Annotated in this window: 17 protein-coding genes, 1 tRNA gene and 2 pseudogenes; 8 read left to right on the top strand and 12 right to left on the bottom strand. The window is 63.2% G+C overall.

All coding sequences use genetic code 11. The features are described from left to right. The first annotated feature begins 40 nt into the window (after positions 1–40). Complete coding sequence (locus tag AJAP_RS03485; protein ID WP_038508115.1) at positions 41–424, top strand: VOC family protein; 384 nt, start codon at positions 41–43, stop codon at positions 422–424. On the opposite strand, the gene lspA is transcribed toward AJAP_RS03485, so the two are convergent. From lspA to AJAP_RS03455, 6 genes are all read right to left on the bottom strand, one after another. Beyond that, positions 402–920 carry a signal peptidase II gene (gene lspA, locus AJAP_RS03480; RefSeq protein WP_038508113.1) on the bottom strand — a complete coding sequence of 173 codons (519 nt, stop codon included), beginning with the start codon at positions 918–920 and terminating at the stop codon, positions 402–404. The two genes, AJAP_RS03485 and lspA, sit on opposite strands and share 23 nt — an antisense overlap. Beyond that, positions 898–1392, bottom strand: a complete 495-nt coding sequence (locus tag AJAP_RS03475; RefSeq protein ID WP_038508112.1) for a carboxymuconolactone decarboxylase family protein — start codon at positions 1390–1392, stop codon at positions 898–900. The genes lspA and AJAP_RS03475 overlap by 23 nt, the downstream gene beginning before the upstream one ends. Continuing rightward, positions 1392–2816: a HAMP domain-containing sensor histidine kinase gene (locus AJAP_RS03470; RefSeq protein WP_051972332.1), complete on the bottom strand. Its 1425-nt coding sequence runs from the start codon at positions 2814–2816 to the stop codon at positions 1392–1394. Before AJAP_RS03470 ends, AJAP_RS03475 begins: the two co-directional genes overlap by 1 nt. Beyond that, complete coding sequence (locus tag AJAP_RS03465; protein ID WP_037340466.1) at positions 2813–3505, bottom strand: response regulator transcription factor; 693 nt, start codon at positions 3503–3505, stop codon at positions 2813–2815. The genes AJAP_RS03470 and AJAP_RS03465 overlap by 4 nt, the downstream gene beginning before the upstream one ends. An 85-nt stretch (positions 3506–3590) precedes the next feature. Beyond that, positions 3591–4205 carry a trimeric intracellular cation channel family protein gene (locus tag AJAP_RS03460; protein ID WP_037340464.1) on the bottom strand — a complete coding sequence of 205 codons (615 nt, stop codon included), beginning with the start codon at positions 4203–4205 and terminating at the stop codon, positions 3591–3593. Next, positions 4205–4858 (bottom strand): response regulator, encoded by a 654-nt coding sequence (locus AJAP_RS03455; RefSeq protein ID WP_005155565.1) that lies wholly within the window; start codon positions 4856–4858, stop codon positions 4205–4207. The genes AJAP_RS03460 and AJAP_RS03455 overlap by 1 nt, the downstream gene beginning before the upstream one ends. Positions 4859–5218: 360 nt before the next feature. Between AJAP_RS03455 and AJAP_RS03450 the strand changes: the two genes are divergently transcribed. The 7 genes and pseudogenes from AJAP_RS03450 to AJAP_RS03425 all read left to right on the top strand — a co-directional run bounded on the left by AJAP_RS03450 (position 5219) and on the right by AJAP_RS03425 (position 14930). Then, a tRNA-Arg gene (locus AJAP_RS03450) sits at positions 5219–5294 on the top strand. A gap of 937 nt (positions 5295–6231) precedes the next feature. After that, a complete protein-coding gene (locus AJAP_RS03445; protein WP_038508110.1) occupies positions 6232–8442 on the top strand; it encodes a sigma factor-like helix-turn-helix DNA-binding protein in 2211 nt (736 codons plus the stop codon). Continuing rightward, positions 8439–10571 (top strand): DEAD/DEAH box helicase family protein, encoded by a 2133-nt coding sequence (locus tag AJAP_RS03440; protein ID WP_038508107.1) that lies wholly within the window; start codon positions 8439–8441, stop codon positions 10569–10571. Before AJAP_RS03445 ends, AJAP_RS03440 begins: the two co-directional genes overlap by 4 nt. A 43-nt stretch (positions 10572–10614) precedes the next feature. Continuing rightward, positions 10615–10779: a hypothetical protein gene (locus AJAP_RS44020; protein WP_158509781.1), complete on the top strand. Its 165-nt coding sequence runs from the start codon at positions 10615–10617 to the stop codon at positions 10777–10779. Next, positions 10776–12836 carry an AAA family ATPase gene (locus AJAP_RS03435; protein WP_038508105.1) on the top strand — a complete coding sequence of 687 codons (2061 nt, stop codon included), beginning with the start codon at positions 10776–10778 and terminating at the stop codon, positions 12834–12836. The genes AJAP_RS44020 and AJAP_RS03435 overlap by 4 nt, the downstream gene beginning before the upstream one ends. Beyond that, complete coding sequence (locus tag AJAP_RS42395; protein WP_051972331.1) at positions 12833–13300, top strand: DNA phosphorothioation-associated protein 4; 468 nt, start codon at positions 12833–12835, stop codon at positions 13298–13300. The genes AJAP_RS03435 and AJAP_RS42395 overlap by 4 nt, the downstream gene beginning before the upstream one ends. 338 nt (positions 13301–13638) lie before the next feature. Further along, positions 13639–14930: pseudogene (locus AJAP_RS03425) on the top strand (IS256 family transposase). 67 nt (positions 14931–14997) lie between these two features. Here the strand turns inward: AJAP_RS03425 and AJAP_RS45295 are convergent. From AJAP_RS45295 to dndB, 6 genes and pseudogenes are all read right to left on the bottom strand, one after another. Beyond that, positions 14998–15783: pseudogene (locus AJAP_RS45295) on the bottom strand (DNA phosphorothioation-associated putative methyltransferase); the annotation flags it as partial. Continuing rightward, entirely contained in the window at positions 15779–16282 is a 504-nt protein-coding gene (locus AJAP_RS45290) for a DNA phosphorothioation-associated putative methyltransferase (RefSeq protein ID WP_084098017.1), read from the bottom strand. The pseudogene AJAP_RS45295 and the gene AJAP_RS45290, both read right to left, overlap by 5 nt. Beyond that, positions 16279–16668, bottom strand: coding sequence for a DNA sulfur modification protein DndE (gene dndE, locus AJAP_RS03420; RefSeq protein WP_038508104.1), 390 nt, complete (start codon positions 16666–16668; stop codon positions 16279–16281). Before dndE ends, AJAP_RS45290 begins: the two co-directional genes overlap by 4 nt. A gap of 15 nt (positions 16669–16683) precedes the next feature. After that, positions 16684–18660, bottom strand: coding sequence for a DNA sulfur modification protein DndD (gene dndD, locus AJAP_RS03415; protein WP_038508103.1), 1977 nt, complete (start codon positions 18658–18660; stop codon positions 16684–16686). Beyond that, complete coding sequence (gene dndC / locus AJAP_RS03410) at positions 18657–20204, bottom strand: DNA phosphorothioation system sulfurtransferase DndC (RefSeq protein ID WP_051972330.1); 1548 nt, start codon at positions 20202–20204, stop codon at positions 18657–18659. Before dndC ends, dndD begins: the two co-directional genes overlap by 4 nt. Then, the gene (dndB, locus tag AJAP_RS03405) at positions 20201–21355 is read right to left on the bottom strand and encodes a DNA sulfur modification protein DndB (protein ID WP_084098561.1); all 1155 of its coding nucleotides are present in this window, start codon (positions 21353–21355) and stop codon (positions 20201–20203) included. The genes dndC and dndB overlap by 4 nt, the downstream gene beginning before the upstream one ends. Between the last annotated feature and the right edge of the window lie 18 nt (positions 21356–21373).

The following is a 21373-nucleotide window of genomic DNA, read 5'->3' as shown; positions in this document are numbered from 1 at the left end:
ACATGGCGCGACGAGCCGAGCCGCCTGCCACCATGAGGCCATGGCCAGGCTTCGCGACGTCGTCTTCGACTGCCGGCATCCCGCTTCGCTCGCCCGCTTCTGGGCGGCCGCGCTCGACGGCTACGAAGTCGCACCCTATGCCGAAGAGGAGCTTGATCGCCTTCGGTCGCTGGGGTTTTCCGGTCCCGAAGAGGATCCTTCGGTCCTGGTCGAAGCGGCATCGGGACCGCGGCTCTTCTTCAACCTGGTGCCGGAATCGAAGGTCGTCAAGAACCGCGTGCATCTGGACCTGACCGGAGACGACATCGAACGACTCGTCGCGTTGGGCGCGCGCGTACTCGCGCACCCCGAAGACGGACTGGTCGTGCTCGCGGATCCTGAAGGGAACGAGTTCTGCCTCGTTACTCCTCCGCCGTCTCCTTGACGCCTTCGATCGGGACGCCGCGGAAGCTCAGCACGAAAAGCGAGACCGCGCCGAAGAACAGCGCGATATCCGCGACGTTCCCGACGAACCAGCCGTTGTAGTCGATGAAGTCGACGACGTGACCGCGCGCGAAGCCGGGCTCGCGGAACAGGCGGTCTCCCAGATGGGTCGTCGCGCCGCCGAGCAGCAGCCCGAGCGAGATCGCCCAGCCCGTCGAACGGACCTTGCGGGAGATCCACAGCAGCGCGACCACCGCGGCCGCGGCCAGGATCGCGAAGATCCAGGTGGAGTTCGCGCCCAGCGAGAACGCCGCGCCCGGGTTGTAGAGCAGCCGGAACCGGATGAAGTCGCCGATCACCGGGATCGGCGCGTGGTCGGTGAGGGCGTCGACGGCCCACCATTTGGTCAGCTGGTCCGCGGCCAGCAGCACCGCGGCCACCAGCAGTGTCCACAGCAGACGGCGGGGCGGCAGCTCAGGCTCGTTCTCGGTGCTCATCACCCGTCAGCGTAATGGCGAGCGCGTTGAGCGCGGCGGGGAAGCCCACGTAGACGGCGAGATGGAGGATCGTCTCGACGGCCTCCCGGAGCTCCTCCGCGTCCTTCGCTTCCTGGAGGACGTCGGCCAGTTCCGGCGCCACGCCGCCCTTCGCCGTGTACACCGCGATCCGTTTGAGCCGCCTGATCGTTTCGTCGTCCTGCGCCAGGTCACCGCCGACGTTCGCCACGGCGTCGCGGTGGAACCGAAGCTGCGCCTCCGCGTATCCCAAGGTCTCCAGCGCCGCGACGGTGATCACTTGCCGCTGTGCCGGCGAAAGCCCCGGCCGCTGGTAGACGCCGCCGTAGACGAAGGCGACCGCCTCCCTGCCGTAGTCCGTCGCCCCGACGGCGTCGAACAGCTCCAGTACCGCGGGGTTCTCGACGCCGCCGAGAAGCCGGAGCAGTTCGAGGCCCTTGTCGTAGTCACCCATCAGGCCGGGGCTCCCGGGAGCCGCAAGGTCATCAGCGCGCCGCCGGTGGCCGCGCGGCCCGCGTAGACGTCGCCGCCGTGCCGCTGCGCCGCGTGCTGGACGATCGCGAGGCCGAGCCCGGAACCGGGCAGCGTCCGCGCCTCCGACGAGCGGTAGAAGCGGTCGAACACCTTCGGCAGATCCTCGTCGGCGATCCCCGGCCCGGAGTCCTCGACTTCGAGTACCGCCGTGCCGTCGCCGACCGGGTACAGCCGGACCCCGACCGTCGAGCCCTCCGGCGAGAACTTCACCGCGTTGTCCAGCAGGTTCAGCACCGCGCGTTCCAGCGCGCTGGTGTCGCCGGTCAGCACCCACGGCTGGAGCGAGACGTCGAACTCGATCTCGCCCGCGCGGCGGCGTGCCCGGTCCAGCGCGCGCTCGACGACGTCGACCATCTCGACCCGCTCGTGCTCGATCCGCGGCTCGTCCTGGCGTGCGAGTTCGACGAGGTCGCCGATCAGCTGGGTCAGCTCGTCGAGCTGGCCGCGGATGTCGGCCTCGATGTCGCTGCGGTCCTCGTCGGACAGCGTCCGCGCGCCCGGCCTGCTCGCGGAAAGGAGCAGCTCCAGGTTCGTGCGCAACGACGTCAGCGGCGTGCGCAGCTCGTGGCCGGCGTCCGCGACGAGTTGCCGTTGGCGTTCCTGCGATTCGGCGACCGTGCCCAGCATCGTGTTGAAACTCTGGGTGAGGCGGGCGAGTTCGTCGTCGCCGCTGACCGGGATCGGCCGCAGATCACCCGTGGTGGCGACGCGTTCCGCCGCCGACGTGAGCCGGTCGACCGGCCTCAGCCCCGCTCTCGCGACGGCCGTTCCCGCGGCCGCGGCGACCAGGATCCCGGCGCCGCCGATCAGGAACAGGACCACGGAAAGCTCGTTCAGGGTGCGCTTGGTCGGGCCGAGCGACTGGGCGAGCACCATCGCCTGACCGGCGCCCTGCGGGAGGGCGACGACCCGGCTGTCGGTCTTCGGGTCGGTGCGCAGGGAGAACGCCTTGTCCCCGGAGGCGACGGCGATCTCGTCGTCGCCGTACGGCGGGCGGCTGCCGGACTGCGGATAGGTCAGCCGGATCTTCTGCCCCACCGTCAGCTGGCCGATCTGCAGGTCCGCGCTGGCCAGGAAGGCGCCGGGCACCTGCTGCAGTTCGGTCTGCACCTGCGGCGAATCGACCGCGGCCTGCGCGCGGGCGAGCAGGTTGTCGTCCACCTGCTGGTAGAGGTTGTCGGCCACGACGAGATACGCGCCGAGCGACACCAGCGCCACCGCGCCCGCCACCGACGCGGCCGCGAGCAGTGTCACCCGGCCGCGGAGCGAGAAGCGCCGCGTGCCCCAGCGGTCGCCGCGCGGATCCTTTTCGGACACGTCGACGACCGGGACCGGCTCGGTCACGGCGGGGTTTCCCTCAGCACGTAGCCCACTCCCCGCACCGTGTGGATCAGCCTCGGTTCGTTCCCAGCCTCGGTCTTTCGGCGCAAATAGCCGACGTAGACCTCCAGCGCGTTGCCCGACGTCGGGAAGTCGTATCCCCATACTTCCTCCAGGATCCGGCTGCGGGTCAGCACGTGCTTCGGGTAGGAGAGGAACAGCTCCAGCAGGGCGAATTCGGTCCTGGTGAGACTGATCTCCCGCCCGGCGCGGCGCACCTCGCGCGTCCCCGGGTCCAAGGTGAGGTCCGCGAACGAGAGGACCTCGGCGTTCTGGCCTGCCTGCGGATCCGGGATCGCCCGGCGCAGAAGCGCGCGAAGGCGCGCAAGCAGCTCTTCGAGCGCGAAGGGCTTCGGCAGGTAGTCGTCGGCCCCGGCGTCGAGGCCGGACACGCGGTCGGAAACGGTGTCCCGCGCGGTCAGCACGAGAATCGGCAGGTCGTCACCGGTGCTTCGCAGCCTCCGGGCGACCTCCAGGCCGTCGAGCCGCGGCATCATCACGTCGAGGACCATCGCGTCCGGTCTGTTGGCGATGATCGCTTCCAGGGCCTGCGCGCCGTCCCCGGCCAGTTCCACCTGGTACCCGTTGAACTCAAGGGATCGCCTGAGTGATTCACGGACGGCCCTGTCGTCGTCCACTACGAGGATGCGCATGGCGACAGTCTTACGCAGAGTGCTGAGACTCGCCTAAGAACACACACAGAACCAACAAAGGAAATCCGGCAGTCCAGAAGACGTTTCAGCCGGTCTCGGGCCCTTTTGCAACAGGTGCGTTCCATCTCCGCCACAAAGCGAGCATCCGGACCCCCACGACGGCGGCGGCTGCTACCACCGTCACCGGCCCCGGCGGCAGTCGCAGAGCGTGACCGATCACGACGAGCACGGCCCCCGCGAGCGCCGCGACCGCGTAGATCTCCTTCCGCAGCACGAGCGGGATTTCCCGCAACAGGAGATCACGCACCGCACCGCCGCCGATACCCGTCGTCATGCCGATCAGGCACGCCGCGTAGGGGGTGGCGCCCGCGTTCAACGCGATGGTGGTCCCCGCCGTCGCGAACACACCGAGCCCGAGCGCGTCGGCGAGGAGTACGGCACGCCGCAGCTTCGCGATCTGCGGATGGAAGACGAACACGATCAGCGCCGTCCCGCCGCAGACCGCGAGATAAGGCCAGGTCCGCAGCGTGGTGGGCGGCGTGATCCCGAGCAGGACGTCACGGATGACCCCGCCGCCGAGCGCGGTCGTCAACCCGACGACCACGACTCCGAAGACGTCCAACCTGGACCGCACCGCCGCGAGCGCCCCCGAAGCGGCGAACGCGATCAAGCCGAGGAACTCGAGGGCGGTGAGGATCATTACTGGTCGAGCAGGCCACCGCGGTAGGCCAGCAGCGCGGCCTGCACCCGGTTCGCCGCGCCGATCTTGGACAGGACGGCCGAGACGTAGCCCTTGACCGTGGCCTCGGACAGATGCAGGCGGCCGCCGATCTCGGCGTTGGACAGCCCCTGCCCGATCAGCCCGACGACCTCACGCTCCCGCTCGGACAACGACGCGAGCAGCTTGCGCGCCGGCTGCGCGGCCCGCTGCTCGTCCCGATGCGACTGCACCATGCGCGCCGCGACTCCAGGGTCGAGCACCGCGCCACCCCTCGCGAGGTCGCGGACGGCCCTGAGCAGCGCCGCCGGGTCGATGTCCTTCAGAAGGAAGCCGTTCGCCCCGAGCCTGAGCGCGAGACTGACGTAGTCGTCGATGTCGAACGTGGTCAACATGGCCACGGTCGGCGGATCCGGCAAGGCCAAAATCGCCCTCAGCGCGCGAATGCCGTCGTCAGGCGCCCGCATCTTGATGTCGAGCAGCGCGACGTCGGGGTGGTACCTCCGGGCGACCTCGACCGCTGATCTCCCGTCGCTCGCCTCGCCCACGATCTCGATATCGGCAGCGCCCGACATCATGGCACGCAGGCCCGAACGGACCAGTTCCTCGTCGTCGGCGAACATGAGCTTGATCAACGAAGCCCTCCGGCAGCCGGGGGAGCGGCGTCTCGCGTCCCGTTAACGAAGATTACCTACTGTTGTTCAGGGTTTCGAAACCAGACACGTACGAGTGACCCGCGCGGGTCATCTGTGTCGATCTAGCGCTCGATTCAGACCCTGTTTTGCCTGGATCGAGTGTCGCTGCTCCTGGGCGGATCCGCAGGTCGAGTGTCACTGGACGGCCAGTGTCGCTGTCCGGCCTCCGATCTTGGGGCACCTGGCGCGCAACCGCCGTTCGGGGCATTCGGGGCCGGCCGCTTGGTCCGCCCGGGTGTGACTTGCGACCTCGCGCTCGGGCGGCTCGCGTCACCCGGTAGGCTGCGCCTGGCAGTACATGCCCTCGTAGCTCAGGGGATAGAGCACCGCTCTCCTAAAGCGGGTGTCGCAGGTTCGAATCCTGCCGGGGGCACCAAACCTAGCGACATTGACGTCCGGCGACCAGCACTGAAAGACACCTGCAAGGTGCGAGCACCAGCCGCTAAATTATTTACAGAACCACAGATCCCTACCAGCATGTTTGCATTCCACTCCAAACTTGACTGTACTACTGCGAACATCGCAGGGTGCACATGGCAGCCGTGCGCTATTAGCGCACGAAGGCGACGGGTAGACAGGGTCCATTCAGCTCCTCAATGCCCTCGCGCCGCACGGGGTTTGTAGCAGTGCGTGAGCACGATGACTGCTTTCGATAGGTGTGAACATGTGGTGCCATGGCGATGAGCGATCGGGCCGCTGGCAAGCGGCTGCGGCGAGCCGCCACGATCGGCGTATGCCATTTAATGCAAACAGAAGGTGAAGATGGTCGACCGGCTGGTCGTGAGCTCGCCGAAATGCTGAGTGAACGCTGTGGCCAGCGCCTCGCCCTCTGGTCGCCGGCGTGCAAGCGAGCAACATTCCGCAGTCTGTTCAAGGACTATGACGCGGTCCGAAACGGACTGACCCCCAACTGGAGCAGTGGCGCAGTCGAGGGTGCGGTCGGCCGCATCAAAGCCATCAAGAGGCAAATGTACTGCCACGCTAACTTCGACCTCCTACACCGCCGCGCCGTACTCGCGACACCTGAGGTCCCGCGCGGCCTACGAGATCACGGGCTTTGCGCCCGAGCCATGTGGGCCTCTGGCAGACTTGTCGTGATGGATGCGTTCGACCGACCACCGGTTACACCCGTTCGCTTACTCGGTGAAAACACCGTTACGGCATCGTCTAGGACTACGGGCAGGAGTCCTTTGAGCGTTGGTGACGAAGTAGTGCTCGTAAGAAACGGGGAGCACCTTATCCGCGATTACTGACGGGGACTGTCGAGAGGCGTCGCCTAGCTGCCGCGGCGCCCGGTGAGGAGAACCTTCTGCATGGTTGACCAGCCCGTACTCGACGACCTGCGTCCGCTGACCTGGCTCGACGCGTTCCCATGGCTTCGTGGCGCGTCGTCTGGCCGCGCGGACACCCCTTGGTGGGACGCGGCGATCTTCGACGAGACCCCCGACGAGCGTAGAAAACGGCTTGCTGAGGTCTCCGAGTTGGCCATGAACCGGCTGACCCGGTGGACGATAGGCCAGATCTTCCCCGGGCTACCGCCTCAACTGTCCGTCGCCGCTCTTGGGCTGCCACCGCGGCCACGAAACGCCCTCCTACGGGGTGCCGGCTACACCACGACAGATGAGCTCGCCAACCTGACTATCGAGGACATACTCGACTTGAGGAACGTGGGAATCGGTGGCATCGATGCCATCCTCCGGGCACTCGCCGACGTGTCAACGTCCCGACCGACACCCGATATCGGTCCAGCGCCCCCGCCAGACTCGGACTACCGGGGAGCAAATCCGGCAGAGGAGCTGCCTGGCTGGCTCGTCGCGCTTGTCGACGATCTGTCCAGAATAGCGATTTGGCAGACCGCTATCGGACTACCCGCAGAACCACTCCTTCAGACCCATCTGCCGATCGGCACGCCTGACGAGATCATCAAGGCCCGGCAGCGACTAGCGGAGTTCTCCGCGAACGAGATGCTCGACGAGAACGCGCTCAACCAGGATGCCGCTAGTCTGCTCGACACCGCCTTCCGCGCCCTTGATCCGCGTGCAGTTCAAGTTCTGGAGCAGCGCCTCTTCGCCGACGAACCAGTGACTTTGGACCAGCTTGGCCAGCAGTTTGGCGTATCACGCGAGCGTGTTCGGCAGCTCGAAGGCAAGGCGCGTGCCGCGATGTTGGACGCACTCGCCACGAACGCTCTCGACATGGTGGCGACCGCCGCCCGAAGCACGATCGGGCACGTCCGCCCGCTATCTGACCTGCTAGTGCACCTGCCTGCGCTCGCACGTACCGTCGAGTCAGTCGGCCAGCCGGTATGGCGGGTAATCGACCGCCTCGATGACGCCTACGAGATCGAGGACGGATGGTGCGTGGTGCCGACCTTGAGTGCGGCGCAAGACTGGACGCGGACCCACCTGCGCGAGCACGCCAACGAGCATGGCGTCGTACAATTAGACGACCTGGTCCTGGTCGAGACGAGCACGCCCGAGCTGTGTGAAGATCTCACCAGAAAATGGCTGTCGACCTGCGGTTATGTCGTCGATGGTAGCTACGTGCTTACTCGAACCCAGTCGGTCGGCGACTACGCTGCGGGAATCTTGTCCATCACCGGGTCGCCAATGAGTGCCAACGACCTTGTTGAGCGGTTCATATTTGAGCGCAGCGTGGGCTCGCTCAAGAACGCCATGTCGATCGACGACCGGTTCGAGCGAGTGGACCGGGACCGCTGGGCGCTCAGCGAGTGGGGGCTGGAAGCCTACACAGGCGTGCGTTCGATAATCCGTGAGAAACTGGCGATGGCCGGAGGCAAGATCAAACTGGATACCTTGATCGAGCAGATCACCGGCCGGTACAGCGTGGCTGCGAGCAGTGTCGTCGCCTACGCCAGCACCGCGCCTTTTGAGGTCCGCGATGGCGTGGTCCGGACGGCCAGTGGGGCGCGCGAGATCAGGAAGACCCCGGAGCGCACGAGCCGGATGTTCCGGCAGGACCAGGGCTGGGCTTATCGGGTACGGATCACTCATGATCATCTCCGAGGCAGCGGGTCTGTCGCCCCTATGGCCGTCGCAAGCATTTTGGACCTCAAGCACGGCGACAAACGTCAGCTTGAGTCCTCGCTTGGCCCACAGGCGATCACTTGGACCGGCACCCAGCCAGCTTTCGGGACGATCCGCCGCTTCCTGCTCGAGGACGACGTGTCCGCCGGAGCAGACGTCTTTCTGGTGATCAAGGACGACAACACGTTCGCGTTGGAGCTGGTGGCAGAGCTGAGCGGTAAGCCGCTGCCAGATGCGCTCACATTGATCGGCGCGCAGAGCGACCTGGATGCCGAGACCGCGCGACAGACGCTCGCGGCTGCGATCAATCTGCCCATCGACACTCCCGTGGTTAGCATCATTGGCGGCTACCGGGACCGCGGCGATACCGACGTCGCAGACCTCCTCACCAGCGTTCGGCACTATTTGGAGACCGGCGAGCCGACGGAACACTCACTTCAGACCACTAACGTCGACGACATCCTGGACCTTCTATGAAGCCACGACCCAACGGGCTTCGCGGCCTGTCTCTCGAGGGGCGCTACCGCAGCGACCGCCAGGATGTTGTCCAGGGCTTCTACCTGCCAGCATTCTCGGTCGCGACCAGCTACAGCCGCGCGGTCGGGTATTTCACCTCGACCAGCATCGCCCTGTTCGCCAGGGGCATCGAGACATTTGCAGACCGGGGTGGCACCATGCGCCTAATCGCCTCACCACACCTCACCGAGGACGATGTCCTCGACATCGAGCGCGGCTACGACATCCGCGCCGTCATCGAACGCGCGACAGAACGTGAGCTCGAGGCCGAAGAACGCGATTCGGTGCTCGACGGGCTTGGCCGTGTTGGCCGCCTCATCGCCGAAGGACGGCTCGACATCAAGTTAGCGTTCGTTGAACAAGAAGGCCGAGTCGGCATCTATCACGAAAAGCTTGGCATCTTCCGAGACGCCGTCGGCGATCTGGTTGGTTTCACCGGCAGCAGCAACGAGACGCTGGGCGGGCTCGTCGCGAACTTCGAGTCCGTAGAGGTATATCGCGGCTGGGTGGACGGCGACGGCGTCCGCGCCATTCGCCTCGAAGAAGACTTCAAGGCACTCTGGGCCAACCGGACGCCGAACCTCCAAATTGAGGACTTCCCCGGCGTCACCCGAGATCGCCTCATCAAGCTCGGCCAGGAACGCGACACTCAGCTGTCGCCGCGCGATAACGCGCTCGCTCCCCCACCGGCAGTCACGAACGAGGCGACCCACCTCGTCCTGCCGAACTGGCTGTCCGTCCGCGCCTACCAGCGCCTGGCAGTCGAGGCATGGCTCGGTCACCGAGGCCGTGGCATCCTCAAGATGGCCACTGGAACCGGCAAGACCAAGACATCCATGATCGCTGCGACCAAGCTCGCCGACGTGCTGCGACAGCGTGAAGAACCACTGGTCCTGCTCATCATCGCTCCGCTGCAACACCTCGTCGACCAGTGGATCACCGAAGTCGAGAGCTTTGGTGTCCGGCCTGTCCCGGTGTACGAGTCGAGCCAGAAATGGCTCCCGCTGGTCGAGGAACAACTGAGCGAGGTGCGGCTAGGGCAGCGGCAGATCGTCGCGATGGTGGCAACCAACGCGTCGTTCGCAGGAGACAGGTTTCAGTCAGTTCTGTCGCGGATCTCGCAACCACTGCTGGTGGTTGCTGATGAAGCGCACAACCTGGGCTCTTCAGCTTACCGTTCATCCCTGCCTTCGACCGCCACCTACCGGCTAGCGCTGTCCGCCACCCCAGAACGTTGGTTCGATGACGAAGGCACCGACGCCCTCATCGACTACTTCGGCCCCATCGTGTTTGAACTCGGGCTCGGCGACGCCATCAGCATGGGCGCGTTATGCCGCTACACCTATCAGCCCAGCCTAGTGGAACTTAACGACGCCGAGACGCAGCTGTATGTCGACCTGTCAGCGCAGATCGCGAAGTGTGTCGCTGCGGGCGAGAGTGTCACCGACGCCGACCCAAACTCTCCACTCAGCTACCTGCTTCGGCAGCGTGCCGGAGTTCTCGGCCATGCAGAAGGCAAGCTCGCGATGCTACGCAACGATCTCAACGCGCATGCCCACTCATGGTTTCAGCTTGTCTACTGTGCCGAGGGAGGTCGCCCAGCGCCGCAGGGCGTGCCGCGCGGACCGAACCAACTTCGCGAGGTAATGAACCTAGTGGGGAACGAGTTGCACCTCGCCGCCCACTCGTACGTCTCCGAGACACCTCGCGCTGAACGCAAGGTACTCCTTCGCCGATTCGGCGCCGGCGATGATCTCCGCGTACTCGTCGCGATGCGCTGCCTCGACGAGGGAGTTGACATCCCCGATGCGCGGACCGGCTACCTGCTCGCCAGCAGCAGTAACCCCCGACAGTTCATCCAGCGCAGAGGCCGCCTTCTGCGCCTCGCCGATCACAAGGACCGAGCCGAGATTATCGACTACCTCGCGGTCCCGCCCGCTGGGACACCGATCCATTTCGAGGTCGAGCGCAATCTGTTGACTCGGGAGCTCGAACGAGCCAATGAGTTTGGCAAGTTGTCCGAGAACTACGAGACGACACTCGACGTCCTTCGGCCGCTCAAAGAGCGGTATCAGTTGATGCACCTATGAGACATGCGAGCCATGACACGAAAGTGATGAAGGGAATCCGCAAGTGAGTAGTGCAGGTCGGATCGAAAGGCAGGTACTTGAGGAGCTGAGCGAGGAAGAACAGACGCTCCTCAAACGCGTCCTCCAGATCGAACGCGCGAAGCTCAACGTCAGCGCCTACGACGCCACCGATGACCTTCTCGCGGTGGTGAAGGAGATCATTCCATGAGGCTCCAGTCGATCACGATGACAAATTTCCGCCAATTCAAAGAGACACAGCGGTTCGACCTGCGATCGGACACCGTCAAGCCTGTTACGTTAATTTTCGGGGCAAATGGTGCCGGTAAGACAACTTTATTGAACGCATTCAGCTGGGCCCTGTACGGCAAGATGTCCGATGACGTTGAGCACCAGCAACGGCTCGTCACCGACAGTGTCTGGCGCGCGACAGCCATTGGTAACGCGGTCGAGGTCGGCGTGGAGATTGTTTTCGACCATGAGGGCCACGACTACCGTGTGCAACGCCGGGCACGGATGCACAAAGAGTCTGACCAGCAATCGCCTATAGCACCGGACCCGCAAATGTGGATCACAAAACCCGATGGCTCGTCAGAGCTTGTCGGCGCGCCACAGGAAATGATCCACACCATCTTGCCGCACGGCGTGAGCCGTTTCTTTTTCTTCAACGGCGAGCGCATTGAAAATCTCGTCAAGAAGGGTGCCCACAGTGAAGTCCAACAGGACATCAAAGTTCTGCTCGACCTCGAGCAGGTCGCACGGGCGCTCGTTCACCTACCCAAGGTGGATCGCAAACTCACCGCAGACATCCGCAAACATGGTGGCGACAAGGCGAGCGACATCCAAAAGAGCATTGATGACTTGAACGATCGCAAGACGCCCCTCCGCGAGGAGTCGAAGGCCCTGGAGAGCAATCTCGCAACCCTGGATGAGGAACGCGAGAGCGTAATGAACCTCCTGCGTCAACACTCGGAGACAGCACCGATCCAGAAGCAGCGAGATGACGTCACGAACGAACTCGACGAGGCACGTCGTTCCTTGGCCACGGCACTGAGTGAGCGCGCCAATCTCATCGCGACACGTGGCTTCCTTGCCTTCACCGAGGATCTCACCAATAGCACCAAAGCCATGGCAGACGCGATGTACCAGAAAGGGGCGCTGCCCGCGCCGCTAAAACGAGAATTCGTCGACCAACTCCTCGACGAGGGTGAGTGCATCTGCGGCACCCCGCTGGCGGCGAACACAGAGCCGTGGAAGAAGGTCACAAACTGGCGTCAACGGGCCGGACTTCAAGCTGTCGAAACCGTTTGGCAGCGGCTCAGTGGTCAAATCGATCCCATGACTTCGGACAGAAGAAGCTTGCGAGATGAACTTGGTCAGTCCATGAAGCGCATCGGCGACCAACGTGACCGCGTCAGCAGACTGGAAGAAACCAAGTCCGAGCTGGATGGCAAACTCCGCGACATTCGTCTGGAAAACGTACAGTCCCTTGAGTCGAAACGTATCGATCTCGACAACAGACGCAGCGATAAAGAGCGCCAAATCGGTGCGGTGAACCACGACCTGGAACAGATTACGAAGGACATCGAGCAGAAGACCAAGGACCGCAAGAACGCAGAAGTAACCGATGAACTTGCAATCAAGGCCAGAGCACGCTCCGAGCTCGTTCAGAACGTTCGGCGAGCGCTTGAGGAGATCTTAGAGATCCGCAAGGACGACATGCGCCGTCGGCTCGACGAGGAGTTGAAGTCGGTCTTCCGGAGCATCACCCACAAAAACTATGTTCCGAGCCTCAGCGAGGGCTTCGAACTCACCCTGCACACCAACGTCGACGGGGTGCAACTCCCGGTGCCGAAGTCCACTGGCGAGAACCAGATCCTAAGCCTCAGCTTCGTGGCCGCCGTGTCCAAGCTGGCCCGAGAAATCCGAAAGGAGCGCAGAGCTGAGGGTCAAGCTGCAGCCGATGCCGGCACCTACCCCATCGTGATGGATGCGGCGTTCGGCTCGCTCGACCATGACTATCAGGAGGCGGTGTCGCGCGCCCTGGCCCAGATGGCGCCACAACTCGTAGTCCTAGTCAGCAAAAGCCAAGGCCTGGGCAAGGTGGCGGACGAGCTAAACCCCTACGTCAGCCACCTTGGTGTGATCGAGAGCCATACCAACCTTACGAGCAAGCCCGAAGACGACATCGAGTTGCGCGGTTACTCACACCCATACATCCGTCACGCCGCGTCCGAGTTCTCCTCCCTCAAGGAGATCACGTCATGACCACGTCCACAGATGTTCGAGCCCGGCGTCCCCAGCACTACCAAGCACTCATGGTCGAACTTCAGGAAGAAGCTGGCTTCGGTACGTTCCGCGACATCCTGATCTTCGCCGCCGCAATTGGTTTCCGAACCGGGCGCCGCTCGTCATTCACCGCCGCTGCGGGCGATCCGATCCGTTACGAAGTACTCACAGCCCCCGTGTACAGCGAGGCCCTGATCAACATGATCGCCGCCGCCAGCGCCAAAGACGATCCCGAGATCATGGACGACAAACGCATCGAAGAGCGCATCAAAATCTTCGAGGAATACGCCAATGGCGGGCTAGAATGCATCCAAGAACAGGTCAACATACGGCACCAGTCAGCTGCCCTAGTCGTCGCCGACCTGGTCACCGAAGCCCTAAGCGACTCAGGCGGAGCAACCGCCGCTTCGGTCGAAGAACTACTTGGCAGAACGACCTGGTAGCCAACAAGAATGCCGCCGAGTGGGCAGTGGTGCTTACGAGCTCGTGCCACTGCCCGACTCCGGGCTGCTGACGAGGTTCGTTGCGACCATGGTGAAGTGAGGATGTCCGCTTTGGCGTTAGACCTTCGGGAGAACGCGCCGGCCTGCAGCTGCGTTACTTTTAGGACCCAGCAGCGGTGAATTTCCCCCTAGCCAGCCTAAGCGTGTGCCGATGCGGCCGGGATGCTCGTACAAGCCTGCTTCCACCTCGGTCGTCGAAATTTTAGGAACTGTTCCGAGATCGGTGTTTCCGGCCCGACACGCCGGGCTGAGGGCCGGCGGGATGGGCACTGTGAGTGATGACATCTGAGGCTGTGAGTCCACGGAGGAGTGAGTCCAAGCCGGCGCGGGAGTTGTCGCCGGAGCAGGCCGCCGCGGCGGCGATGGTGACCGAGGCCAAGGCACGGGGGCTGGCGCTGACCGGCCCGGACGGGTGCTGAAGCTGTTCACCAAGAACGTGCTGGAAACCGCGCTCAACGAGCAAATGACCGAGCACCTCGGGCATGAGAAGAACCAGGCGGACCCGGATCGGGAGTCGACGAACGTGCGCAACGGCTCACGGTCGAAAACGGTGATCTCGGACGCCGCGGGCGAGGTCGGGATCACCGTGCCGCGAGACCGGGAGAGCACGGTCGAGCCGCAGGTCGTGAAGAAGCGGCAGCGGCGCCTCACCGAAGTGGATGAGATCGTGCTGTCGTTGTATGCGAAGGGAATGACGACCGCGGATATCTCGGTGCATTTCGCCGAGATCTACGGGTCCTCGGTCAGCAAGGAGACGATCTCGCGGATCACTGACAAGGTTGTCGCCGAAATGAACGACTGGGCCAACCGGCCGCTGGACCCGGTGTACGTGGCCGTGTTCATCGACGCGATCCACGTCAAGATCCGCGACGGCCAGGTCGCCAACCGCCCCGTGTACGCCGCCATCGGCGTCACGGTGGACGGGCACAAGGACCTCCTGGGCCTGTGGGTGGGTACCGGTGGTGAGGGCGCGAAGTTCTGGATGAGCGTGCTGATCGACCTGAAGACGCGGCATCGGGGATGTGTTCTTCCTCGTCTGCGACGACCTCAAGGGCCTGCCCGAGGTCGTGACGAACGTGTGGCCGCAAACAATTGTTCAGACTTGCATCGTCCACTTGATCCGCAACACGTTCCGGCTTGTGTCTCGCCGGGACTGGGATGCGGTGAAACGCGACATAAACCTATCTACACTGCACCCAGTCCAGACGCTGCCGCAGCCGCTCTCGACGAATTTGAGGAGAAATGGGGCGCGACGCATAGAGCGGTGATTCGTTTGTGGCGCAACGCTTGGAATGAGTTCACGCCGTTCCTTGACTATGACGTCGAGATCCGGACGATGATTTGCTCCACGAACGCGATCGAGTCACTGAACGCCCGCTACCGGCGGGTGATCCGCGCACGCGGGCATTTCCCGACCGAGCAAGCCGCGATGAAGTGCCTGTACCTTGTGACCCGCAGCCTGGACCCGACCGGAACAGGCCGCGCCCGATGGACGATGCGCTGGAAGCCAGTGATCAACGCGTTTGCCATCACTTTCGGTGACCGCTGGCCGGGAGCCGAAACCTACTGATCAACAACGCCGGAAACACCGATCACAGGATAGACCCAAATTTTGGCCAGTGGCTCGCGGCGCGCGATCATCGGCGGCGAGGAACTCCTCGGTGCGGTGCAGTAGCGGAGGGTTGCTCGATCGGCGATAGTCGTGCACGTCCACGGTTCTTGAGTGGAGATCGACGACGGTGGCGGTTGCCATACGCAGATGAGGATCGTGGCCAAAATCTGGATAGCTCAGATACGTAACCAGCGGTGGATCGCGATGGAGTTTGATGATGTTGGCGCCCGGCACAGTTCCGACGAGAGTGCGCGCATCCCTCGAGAACCCGCAAGACCGGCGGGGTGTACGGCAGAGCGTCGGTATGGACGTACAGCGCGGATGGGGTCTGTTTGCCGACTGGACTGGCTGAGACCGCTAGTGCGACCATGTCGCGGTTGCCGGAGGCGAGGAGCAGGCGGTCAGCGCGTTCGCGGGCACTTTTGTAGGAGCGTGTGAATTCGCGTACGTCGTGTTGGAGAGCGTAGGGTAGGTGGTTGTAGCGGGGGCGTCCGTCGAACCGGGCGAGTGCGAGATAGATCAGTAGGTCGGCGGTCGCGCGCTCGCGAAGGTTCTCCCAGTGCTGGGTGCCGGTGGTGGTACTGAGGATAGCGAAGGCACGCGCGAGACTGCCGAAGTTCCGGATTATTCTGGTGGCTTCGGGGATTTCGCTCGCCCTGGGGAGGCGGGCTCGCTGTGTGAGGAACGCGACCAGGGATGCCAGTAGTTCTTCGTGCTCGGCGAAGAGCTGTTCGCAGATCCAAGGCTCGGGTGGGGCGGTGCGGCGTTGGATACGCTCGGCGAGTAGACCTTGGGCTTTGGAGGGGTTACGGAAGACATAGAGATGCCTGGCGCTGCCGGCAGTGCGGGGGCGTCGAGGGCGGTTGGGATGAGGTCCCGCAGCTCGTGTTGAGTATAGAACTTCTGGAACGTGCCTGTGTTGGTGAGAATGCCGTCGCCCGCGGGCGGCCTCGCAGACCGCGTGCGTCCCACGTCATGCGTGCCGAGACGATGAGGACCTCTTGCGCCAGGTTCCATGCGTCTCGCAACGTCGCGACGCGCTCGCCGGGATCTTCGATGACATTCAGTACGAAGCCGAGGTTCACAACCTGAGCGGGTATGGGTGGGCTGTCGGATCGGTGAGCCGGGTCCCATCCGTTGGCCGTGATGTTGAGTTCAGCGAGGTGGTGCAGATCGGTTCCCCGGCCGCAGCCGTAGTCGAAGACAATGCTGTCAGTGGTAACGATGGCGTCGTCGAGGGCGGTGGAGAGTGGCCGCGGCAGCGCACCGCGGGCGATTGCGGTGCGGTGCCGGGGAACCGTTCTTGTCATGCGGCGGTGGGGTCGACTGCGTAATCGATCAGGTCGGTGATCGTGCGCATGTTGCGGTCGCCGACGAGGTAACCGATCCCGCGGTGGAGATGGACACGGAATTGCTGCGCGAGGGTCTCCTCGTCGAGGGCCAGTCCGTCAGCGTGGCAGCGTTGCCGGAGAAGTGACCAGTACAGGTCGCCGTGCTGGCCGGCAAAGGTGCGCCAGGTCATCTCGACGTTGCTGTCGGCGGGGTGTTTGGCAGCGGGGGGTGGGGTTGGCTCGGCGAGTGAGCGGCAGAACGCCCATCGGCACAGCGTGTTCCATTGGGTGATGCCGGTGCGGCGTTTGAGGGTGATGAGCTGGTCGCGTGCTTGTCGGCTGACGCGGATGTTCTCGAGTGGCATCGTGGGTTCCGTTTTCTACCAGAGGTATCCGGTCTTAGCGGTCGTCACGCCGCTGTTCGTGTCATGTTCAAGCTGGTAGGTGTGGCCGACATGCTTCCGGAGCTTGTTCCATGCTGCTTCGTCGATTTCTTGGTCGGTGGACAGCAGGATGACTTGGTGGCTGGCTTGGGGAAAGTAGCGTTCGATCAGGTGGCTGCGGTGGATACCGTCCAAACGGCCTAGCGGCGTGTCGATCACTACGGGTAGCGGGCGACCTGATGCCTGCGCGAGGCCCCAGAGCATGGACACCGCGAGGAGCTGACGTTCACCGGCGGAGAGTTGCTGCGGCAGCAGGACCGTACCGTCTTGGCCATGAAGCTCAACGCTGAAGGTCTCGGGGTCGATGCTGATGTCGGTGATCAGCCGATTCTTCCGGGCCAGGCGTTGCAGCGACTCCAGGATGAGTCTCTGGATCCGGTCCACGTTGCGACGAGTTGCTTCGTGGCGGAACTTCTTGAGTGTCGCGCGCACGCGTTGGCTGTGTTCGATCAGTCGACGGGAGTCGTCGGCCGCGGTCATCTCGTCGGCAGCCTTGTCGAGGAGCCGGCTGAGCTTGCGCTCCATCTCGTCCTCGGCGGCAGACGCAGCAGCTACTTCCGCTTCGGCATGCGTGAGCGCCTGGGCAGCTGCGGCAACAGCGCGGTGAGCGTCGTTTCGACGCTTGTGCAGGTCGTCGAGGGCTTCCTCAGACGGCACATTCGCAAGCCCGCGAAGGACGTCTTCAACCTCGTTTTCCACCTTGTGACGTTGCTCGATCAGGCTCTGGGCTGCGTGGATCTCCTGGTCAAGCCCAGATTCGAGTAGTTGCCGCAACGCTGCGACGCCATCACGATCGAGATCAGTAATGCGCGCTCGTTGGGGGCTCCCGCGCCTCGTTCTGCGGTCTTCAGTGAGGGAACGTTGCAAGGCTTGGACCACAGTGTCCGGCACGTTGTGCTGGCGTAGCTGCTGAATGGTCGTCCGATCCCGGGACTTGAGCAGATCAGCAATGTCGTGCAGGTGGATGCGTTCGAGTTCGACATCAGCGTGGTCAGCGAGGGTCTCGAGCTGGTCCCGGACCAGCTGAAGTGGGAGCGTCCCTGCGGCGAGGTCGGTCAGCCGTGTGTCGAGGTCTTTCTTGGACGCGGTCAAGTGCAGCTTGGCTGCTTCCAGTTCCCGACTTCGGTCGAGGAGCTCGCCGCCTTCAAGCTGAATCTTCACCTCGAGATCGTGGAGCACCTTCTCGGCTCGATCGTGGGCGCCTTGTGCCTCGGCGACGCGGTCTTTTGCACCTTCTCTGTCCTGGCGGTAGGTCGCGAGCTTCTTACGCTCGGCATCCAGGAGCTTCTGCATCGCCGGCGTGGCATGGTCGGCCTTGTGATTGCGCTCGACCACAGTCAGGTCGGCTGCAAGGCGATCGACAAGGTCAAGCCCGAGCAGAGCCCCGATCGCGGTGCGCAGCATTTCACGGGCGTTGTCCAGCTCCGCCAGCGTCTCGATCTTCTCCCCGTCGAAGAAGAACAGTTCTGCGACGCCGCGTGGCACGAACGCGTCGACCCGTTCTGCCCACTGTCGCGACAGAGTGGTGTCAGGTCGGTCGTCTACGAGGATGTCCAGGCGCTCCTTCGCGCCGGTGCTGGTGCCGGCCCAGGATCGGCATACCCGATAGTGGCGGTCCTGGCCCTGCTCGACGATGTGGAAGGCAAGTTCGATCGAGGCGCCGTCTTCCGGTGGTACTCCGCTGTGGATCAGCCGACGCAGATACTGCTGGTAGCTACCGTTGCCCCGACTCGTCGTCCGTGCCAGCGGCCCGAACAGTGCCAGCTGAATGGCGTCCAGGAAGGTGGTTTTGCCGCCGCCGTTGAGAGCTCCGATCAAGGTGACCGGCTTGCTGGGCGTTGGTGGGGTGAGCGTGAAGCTGTGGCGACCGCCAAACACGCCGACGTTGTGAAGTACGAGTTCGTCGAAGATCATGACACGCGGCTACTCTCGATGGGGATCAAGCGGATGAGACCGGTTTCGATGTCGATGAGATCCTCTGTGGCCTGGTCGGTCCCGTCCTTGCCCTGTTCCTTGCGCCGACGATGGGTCCGCGCACGATCGAGCGCGTCCTCTCGATCGTCGTAGAACCCTTTACGCAGCGCAGCCTGTAGCGCGTCGAACAGCCCCGCGCGTCGGGACATCGCTCGGTGCCGCTGCTCAATGTCCAGCAGCTCTCGCACCAGCTCGAAGTGTGGCGAGTCGGTGTCGTCGCCGACGATCTCCCGAAGAAGCCGAACATCCTCAGCTCCAAGCGGGAGGTGGTCGTCCATCGGCTTGCCCGGGTACTGCTCGCCTACCGCGTCCTCGTAGATCTGCGGCAATGAGTCTTCGAACTCATGCTTTTCGACCACCCAGATACGCCGGATCTCGTCCAGCTCCGCCGGTGTGATGAGCTCGATGCTCGCGACGTTGCTGGGCCCCTCCTGACGAATGTAGGTCTGAGCCTCGAGCAGCTTCTTCAGCCACGTTTCTCGCCACCGCTGCAGGTACGGTCCGTGGATTGGCTGGTCATGGAACAGTTGAACAGTGCCATTCATCCGCCGGAAGTCGCGCCGGTCACGATCATCGGTCTTGTCCAGATCGTCGCGGATGTCCAGAAGCGGGCGCATCCACTCCTTCTCCTCGTCGTTCTGGATCATGGCCGACATAGACTTGTCCTTGTCGACGAGAGTGCATGTCCAGCATCCGAACCGGCTGTCTCCGCAGCTGGGGGTCGTGGTGTCGACTACTAGCGGGCACTCGCCGTCCGACGAAGCGCCCTGGTACATCGTCAGCAGATCTTTGTTGTTGTAGCCCCATGGATTGGGGCGCTGCATTAGGAAGAGCCACACGTCATCGTTGGTCCAGTTTTCGACTGGGCTGTAGACAAGCGAGTTCGGGAGGTTGGAGTTCGGGCTCAGCCGATCCCGGACTCGTCGTTGCTCCAGAGAGTTCATCCGTGACGCACGACCCGAGCTTTCCGCCTTGCGTGTGCCCAGTACCAGGATCGCTTCACCGTGCTTACGCACCATGCGGCGGATGAAATCGTTCGACGGATTGATCTTGAGTCGCTCGGTGCACCACCGGAACTTGGGGCGTGGCGCCGGGTAGCCGCGTCCGATCAGGTTGACCCAGAACGTATCGGTGATCTGCGGAGTCAGCCGATGTGGCTCGATCGGAAGCCCGTGCTTGGTGGCAGTATCGCCGATCAGGTCGAGGGAATGACCAACCCAGGCGGCGACCACTGGGTTCTCGACCAGCGTATCCGTGCTGATCACGTGCACTTGCTTGGTCCGCTGCTCAGGTGGGAGCTTCTCCAGAGCCATCCAGACCAGCTGCAGGGTCGCGGTGGAATCCTTGCCGCCGCTGTAGCCAACAACCCACGGAATGCGATCAGCCAGGTACAGCTCCTGCACTTCGATGATCAACCGGTCGAGCGTGGCCGACAGTCCGCCGTCGGCAAAAGCTGAGTCCCTGGTTGTCTTTGACTTGCTCATGATCGCCCTCGTTCGTACATCGTCTCGATGCGCATCTCCTCAGGGGAGAGCTGAATGCCCAGTGTTTTCTTGATCACGTTTGTCGTGAGAGTAACGTTTGTGCTCGACTTGGACACTTTGCCGCCGATAAGAGCTCGACCTTCCCAGAGCTGCGAGTTCGCGCGCGACCAGTCGATCGTAGCTAGTGACGTCAGGGAACGTCGCCATTTTCGTGAATCGCGCGACTCACGCAACAGCGTGTTGCCAACTTTCCCCAGTGCGTGAAGAGCGATCCCGTGGCTGTGGATGAAGTCACGTCGGACATCTCCAGCTGTGACCTTCTTCTCGTGAACCAGCTGCCACTCAGTTACCTTCTCAGCGACGAGATCCCAATAGTTGCGCGCAAGTTTCGCAGCATCATCAACGGTCAACTCCTCGACTGAATCCAAGAGCGCTTTGGTAGCGCCGTGGAGAGCCGAGAGTGTGAAGAGCTTTCGGGACCGGGCTGAAAGATTGTTGCGTTCCATCTCGATCAGATCTGCCCACAGAGCCGAGCTTTTGACGATGTTCTTGACGATGCGGGCGCCATTTTCGCGATGATCGTACAGAATCGTCAGGGTGCGCGATGGACGGATAGCGTACCTGTTGAGGTCTGTAAACATCTGCTGACAGCGTTCCAGACCGATATCTAGAAACAAGACGATCGGAATACTTTCATCACCCATGTCCGGATTCTCGCGCAAGGCTTGTTCAATTGCCGCGCGACGGTGCTGTCCGTCATTGATGACAAAGCGGGCTGACATCGGTATCGCGAGGAGTCCTATGCGACCCTCCGCGCCACCTGCGCCAAGTGGGTCGAATCGAATATCGGCGTCGACAGAAGCAGTCAGTGCAGAGAACACGTAGTTATGAGGGTTATCGAGAATATAGCGAGCCATCTCGGGGACGCGCGCTTTGTTGAGGCTGCGCTGAGCCCGCAAATTCGCCTGTAGTTCCTCTTCATCGAAGAGAAAGAGGCGTGGCACAAGACGGAGGGGAAACATCGTCACGTAAAAGTGACGTTGCGCTTGCACGCCACGGATGGCGGGGAACACGTACTCGAAGACGTCCGGGCGAGCCACGACGGGATGTCGCGACTCCTCGACAGGACGTCCATCTGTGGCGGTCGACATGATCAATCTGTACCTCCC

Origin of the sequence: Amycolatopsis japonica (genome assembly GCF_000732925.1) — a bacterium.
In the GTDB taxonomy this organism is placed as follows: Bacteria; Actinomycetota; Actinomycetes; order Mycobacteriales; family Pseudonocardiaceae; genus Amycolatopsis; species Amycolatopsis japonica.
This window is presented reverse-complemented; position numbering and strand designations above follow the sequence as displayed.

Excerpts from the sequence above, each read along its gene's own strand:
- AJAP_RS03485 (WP_038508115.1), top strand. The coding sequence starts at position 41 with ATGGCCAGGCTTCGCGACGTCGTCTTCGACTGCCGGCATCCCGCTTCG.
- lspA (WP_038508113.1), bottom strand. The coding sequence starts at position 920 with ATGAGCACCGAGAACGAGCCTGAGCTGCCGCCCCGCCGTCTGCTGTGG.
- AJAP_RS03475 (WP_038508112.1), bottom strand. The coding sequence starts at position 1,392 with ATGGGTGACTACGACAAGGGCCTCGAACTGCTCCGGCTTCTCGGCGGC.
- AJAP_RS03465 (WP_037340466.1), bottom strand. The coding sequence starts at position 3,505 with ATGCGCATCCTCGTAGTGGACGACGACAGGGCCGTCCGTGAATCACTC.
- AJAP_RS03460 (WP_037340464.1), bottom strand. The coding sequence starts at position 4,205 with ATGATCCTCACCGCCCTCGAGTTCCTCGGCTTGATCGCGTTCGCCGCT.
- AJAP_RS03445 (WP_038508110.1), top strand. The coding sequence starts at position 6,232 with ATGGTTGACCAGCCCGTACTCGACGACCTGCGTCCGCTGACCTGGCTC.
- AJAP_RS03440 (WP_038508107.1), top strand. The coding sequence starts at position 8,439 with ATGAAGCCACGACCCAACGGGCTTCGCGGCCTGTCTCTCGAGGGGCGC.
- AJAP_RS03435 (WP_038508105.1), top strand. The coding sequence starts at position 10,776 with ATGAGGCTCCAGTCGATCACGATGACAAATTTCCGCCAATTCAAAGAG.
- AJAP_RS42395 (WP_051972331.1), top strand. The coding sequence starts at position 12,833 with ATGACCACGTCCACAGATGTTCGAGCCCGGCGTCCCCAGCACTACCAA.
- AJAP_RS45290 (WP_084098017.1), bottom strand. The coding sequence starts at position 16,282 with ATGACAAGAACGGTTCCCCGGCACCGCACCGCAATCGCCCGCGGTGCG.
- dndE (WP_038508104.1), bottom strand. The coding sequence starts at position 16,668 with ATGCCACTCGAGAACATCCGCGTCAGCCGACAAGCACGCGACCAGCTC.
- dndD (WP_038508103.1), bottom strand. The coding sequence starts at position 18,660 with ATGATCTTCGACGAACTCGTACTTCACAACGTCGGCGTGTTTGGCGGT.
- dndC (WP_051972330.1), bottom strand. The coding sequence starts at position 20,204 with ATGAGCAAGTCAAAGACAACCAGGGACTCAGCTTTTGCCGACGGCGGA.
- dndB (WP_084098561.1), bottom strand. The coding sequence starts at position 21,355 with ATGTCGACCGCCACAGATGGACGTCCTGTCGAGGAGTCGCGACATCCC.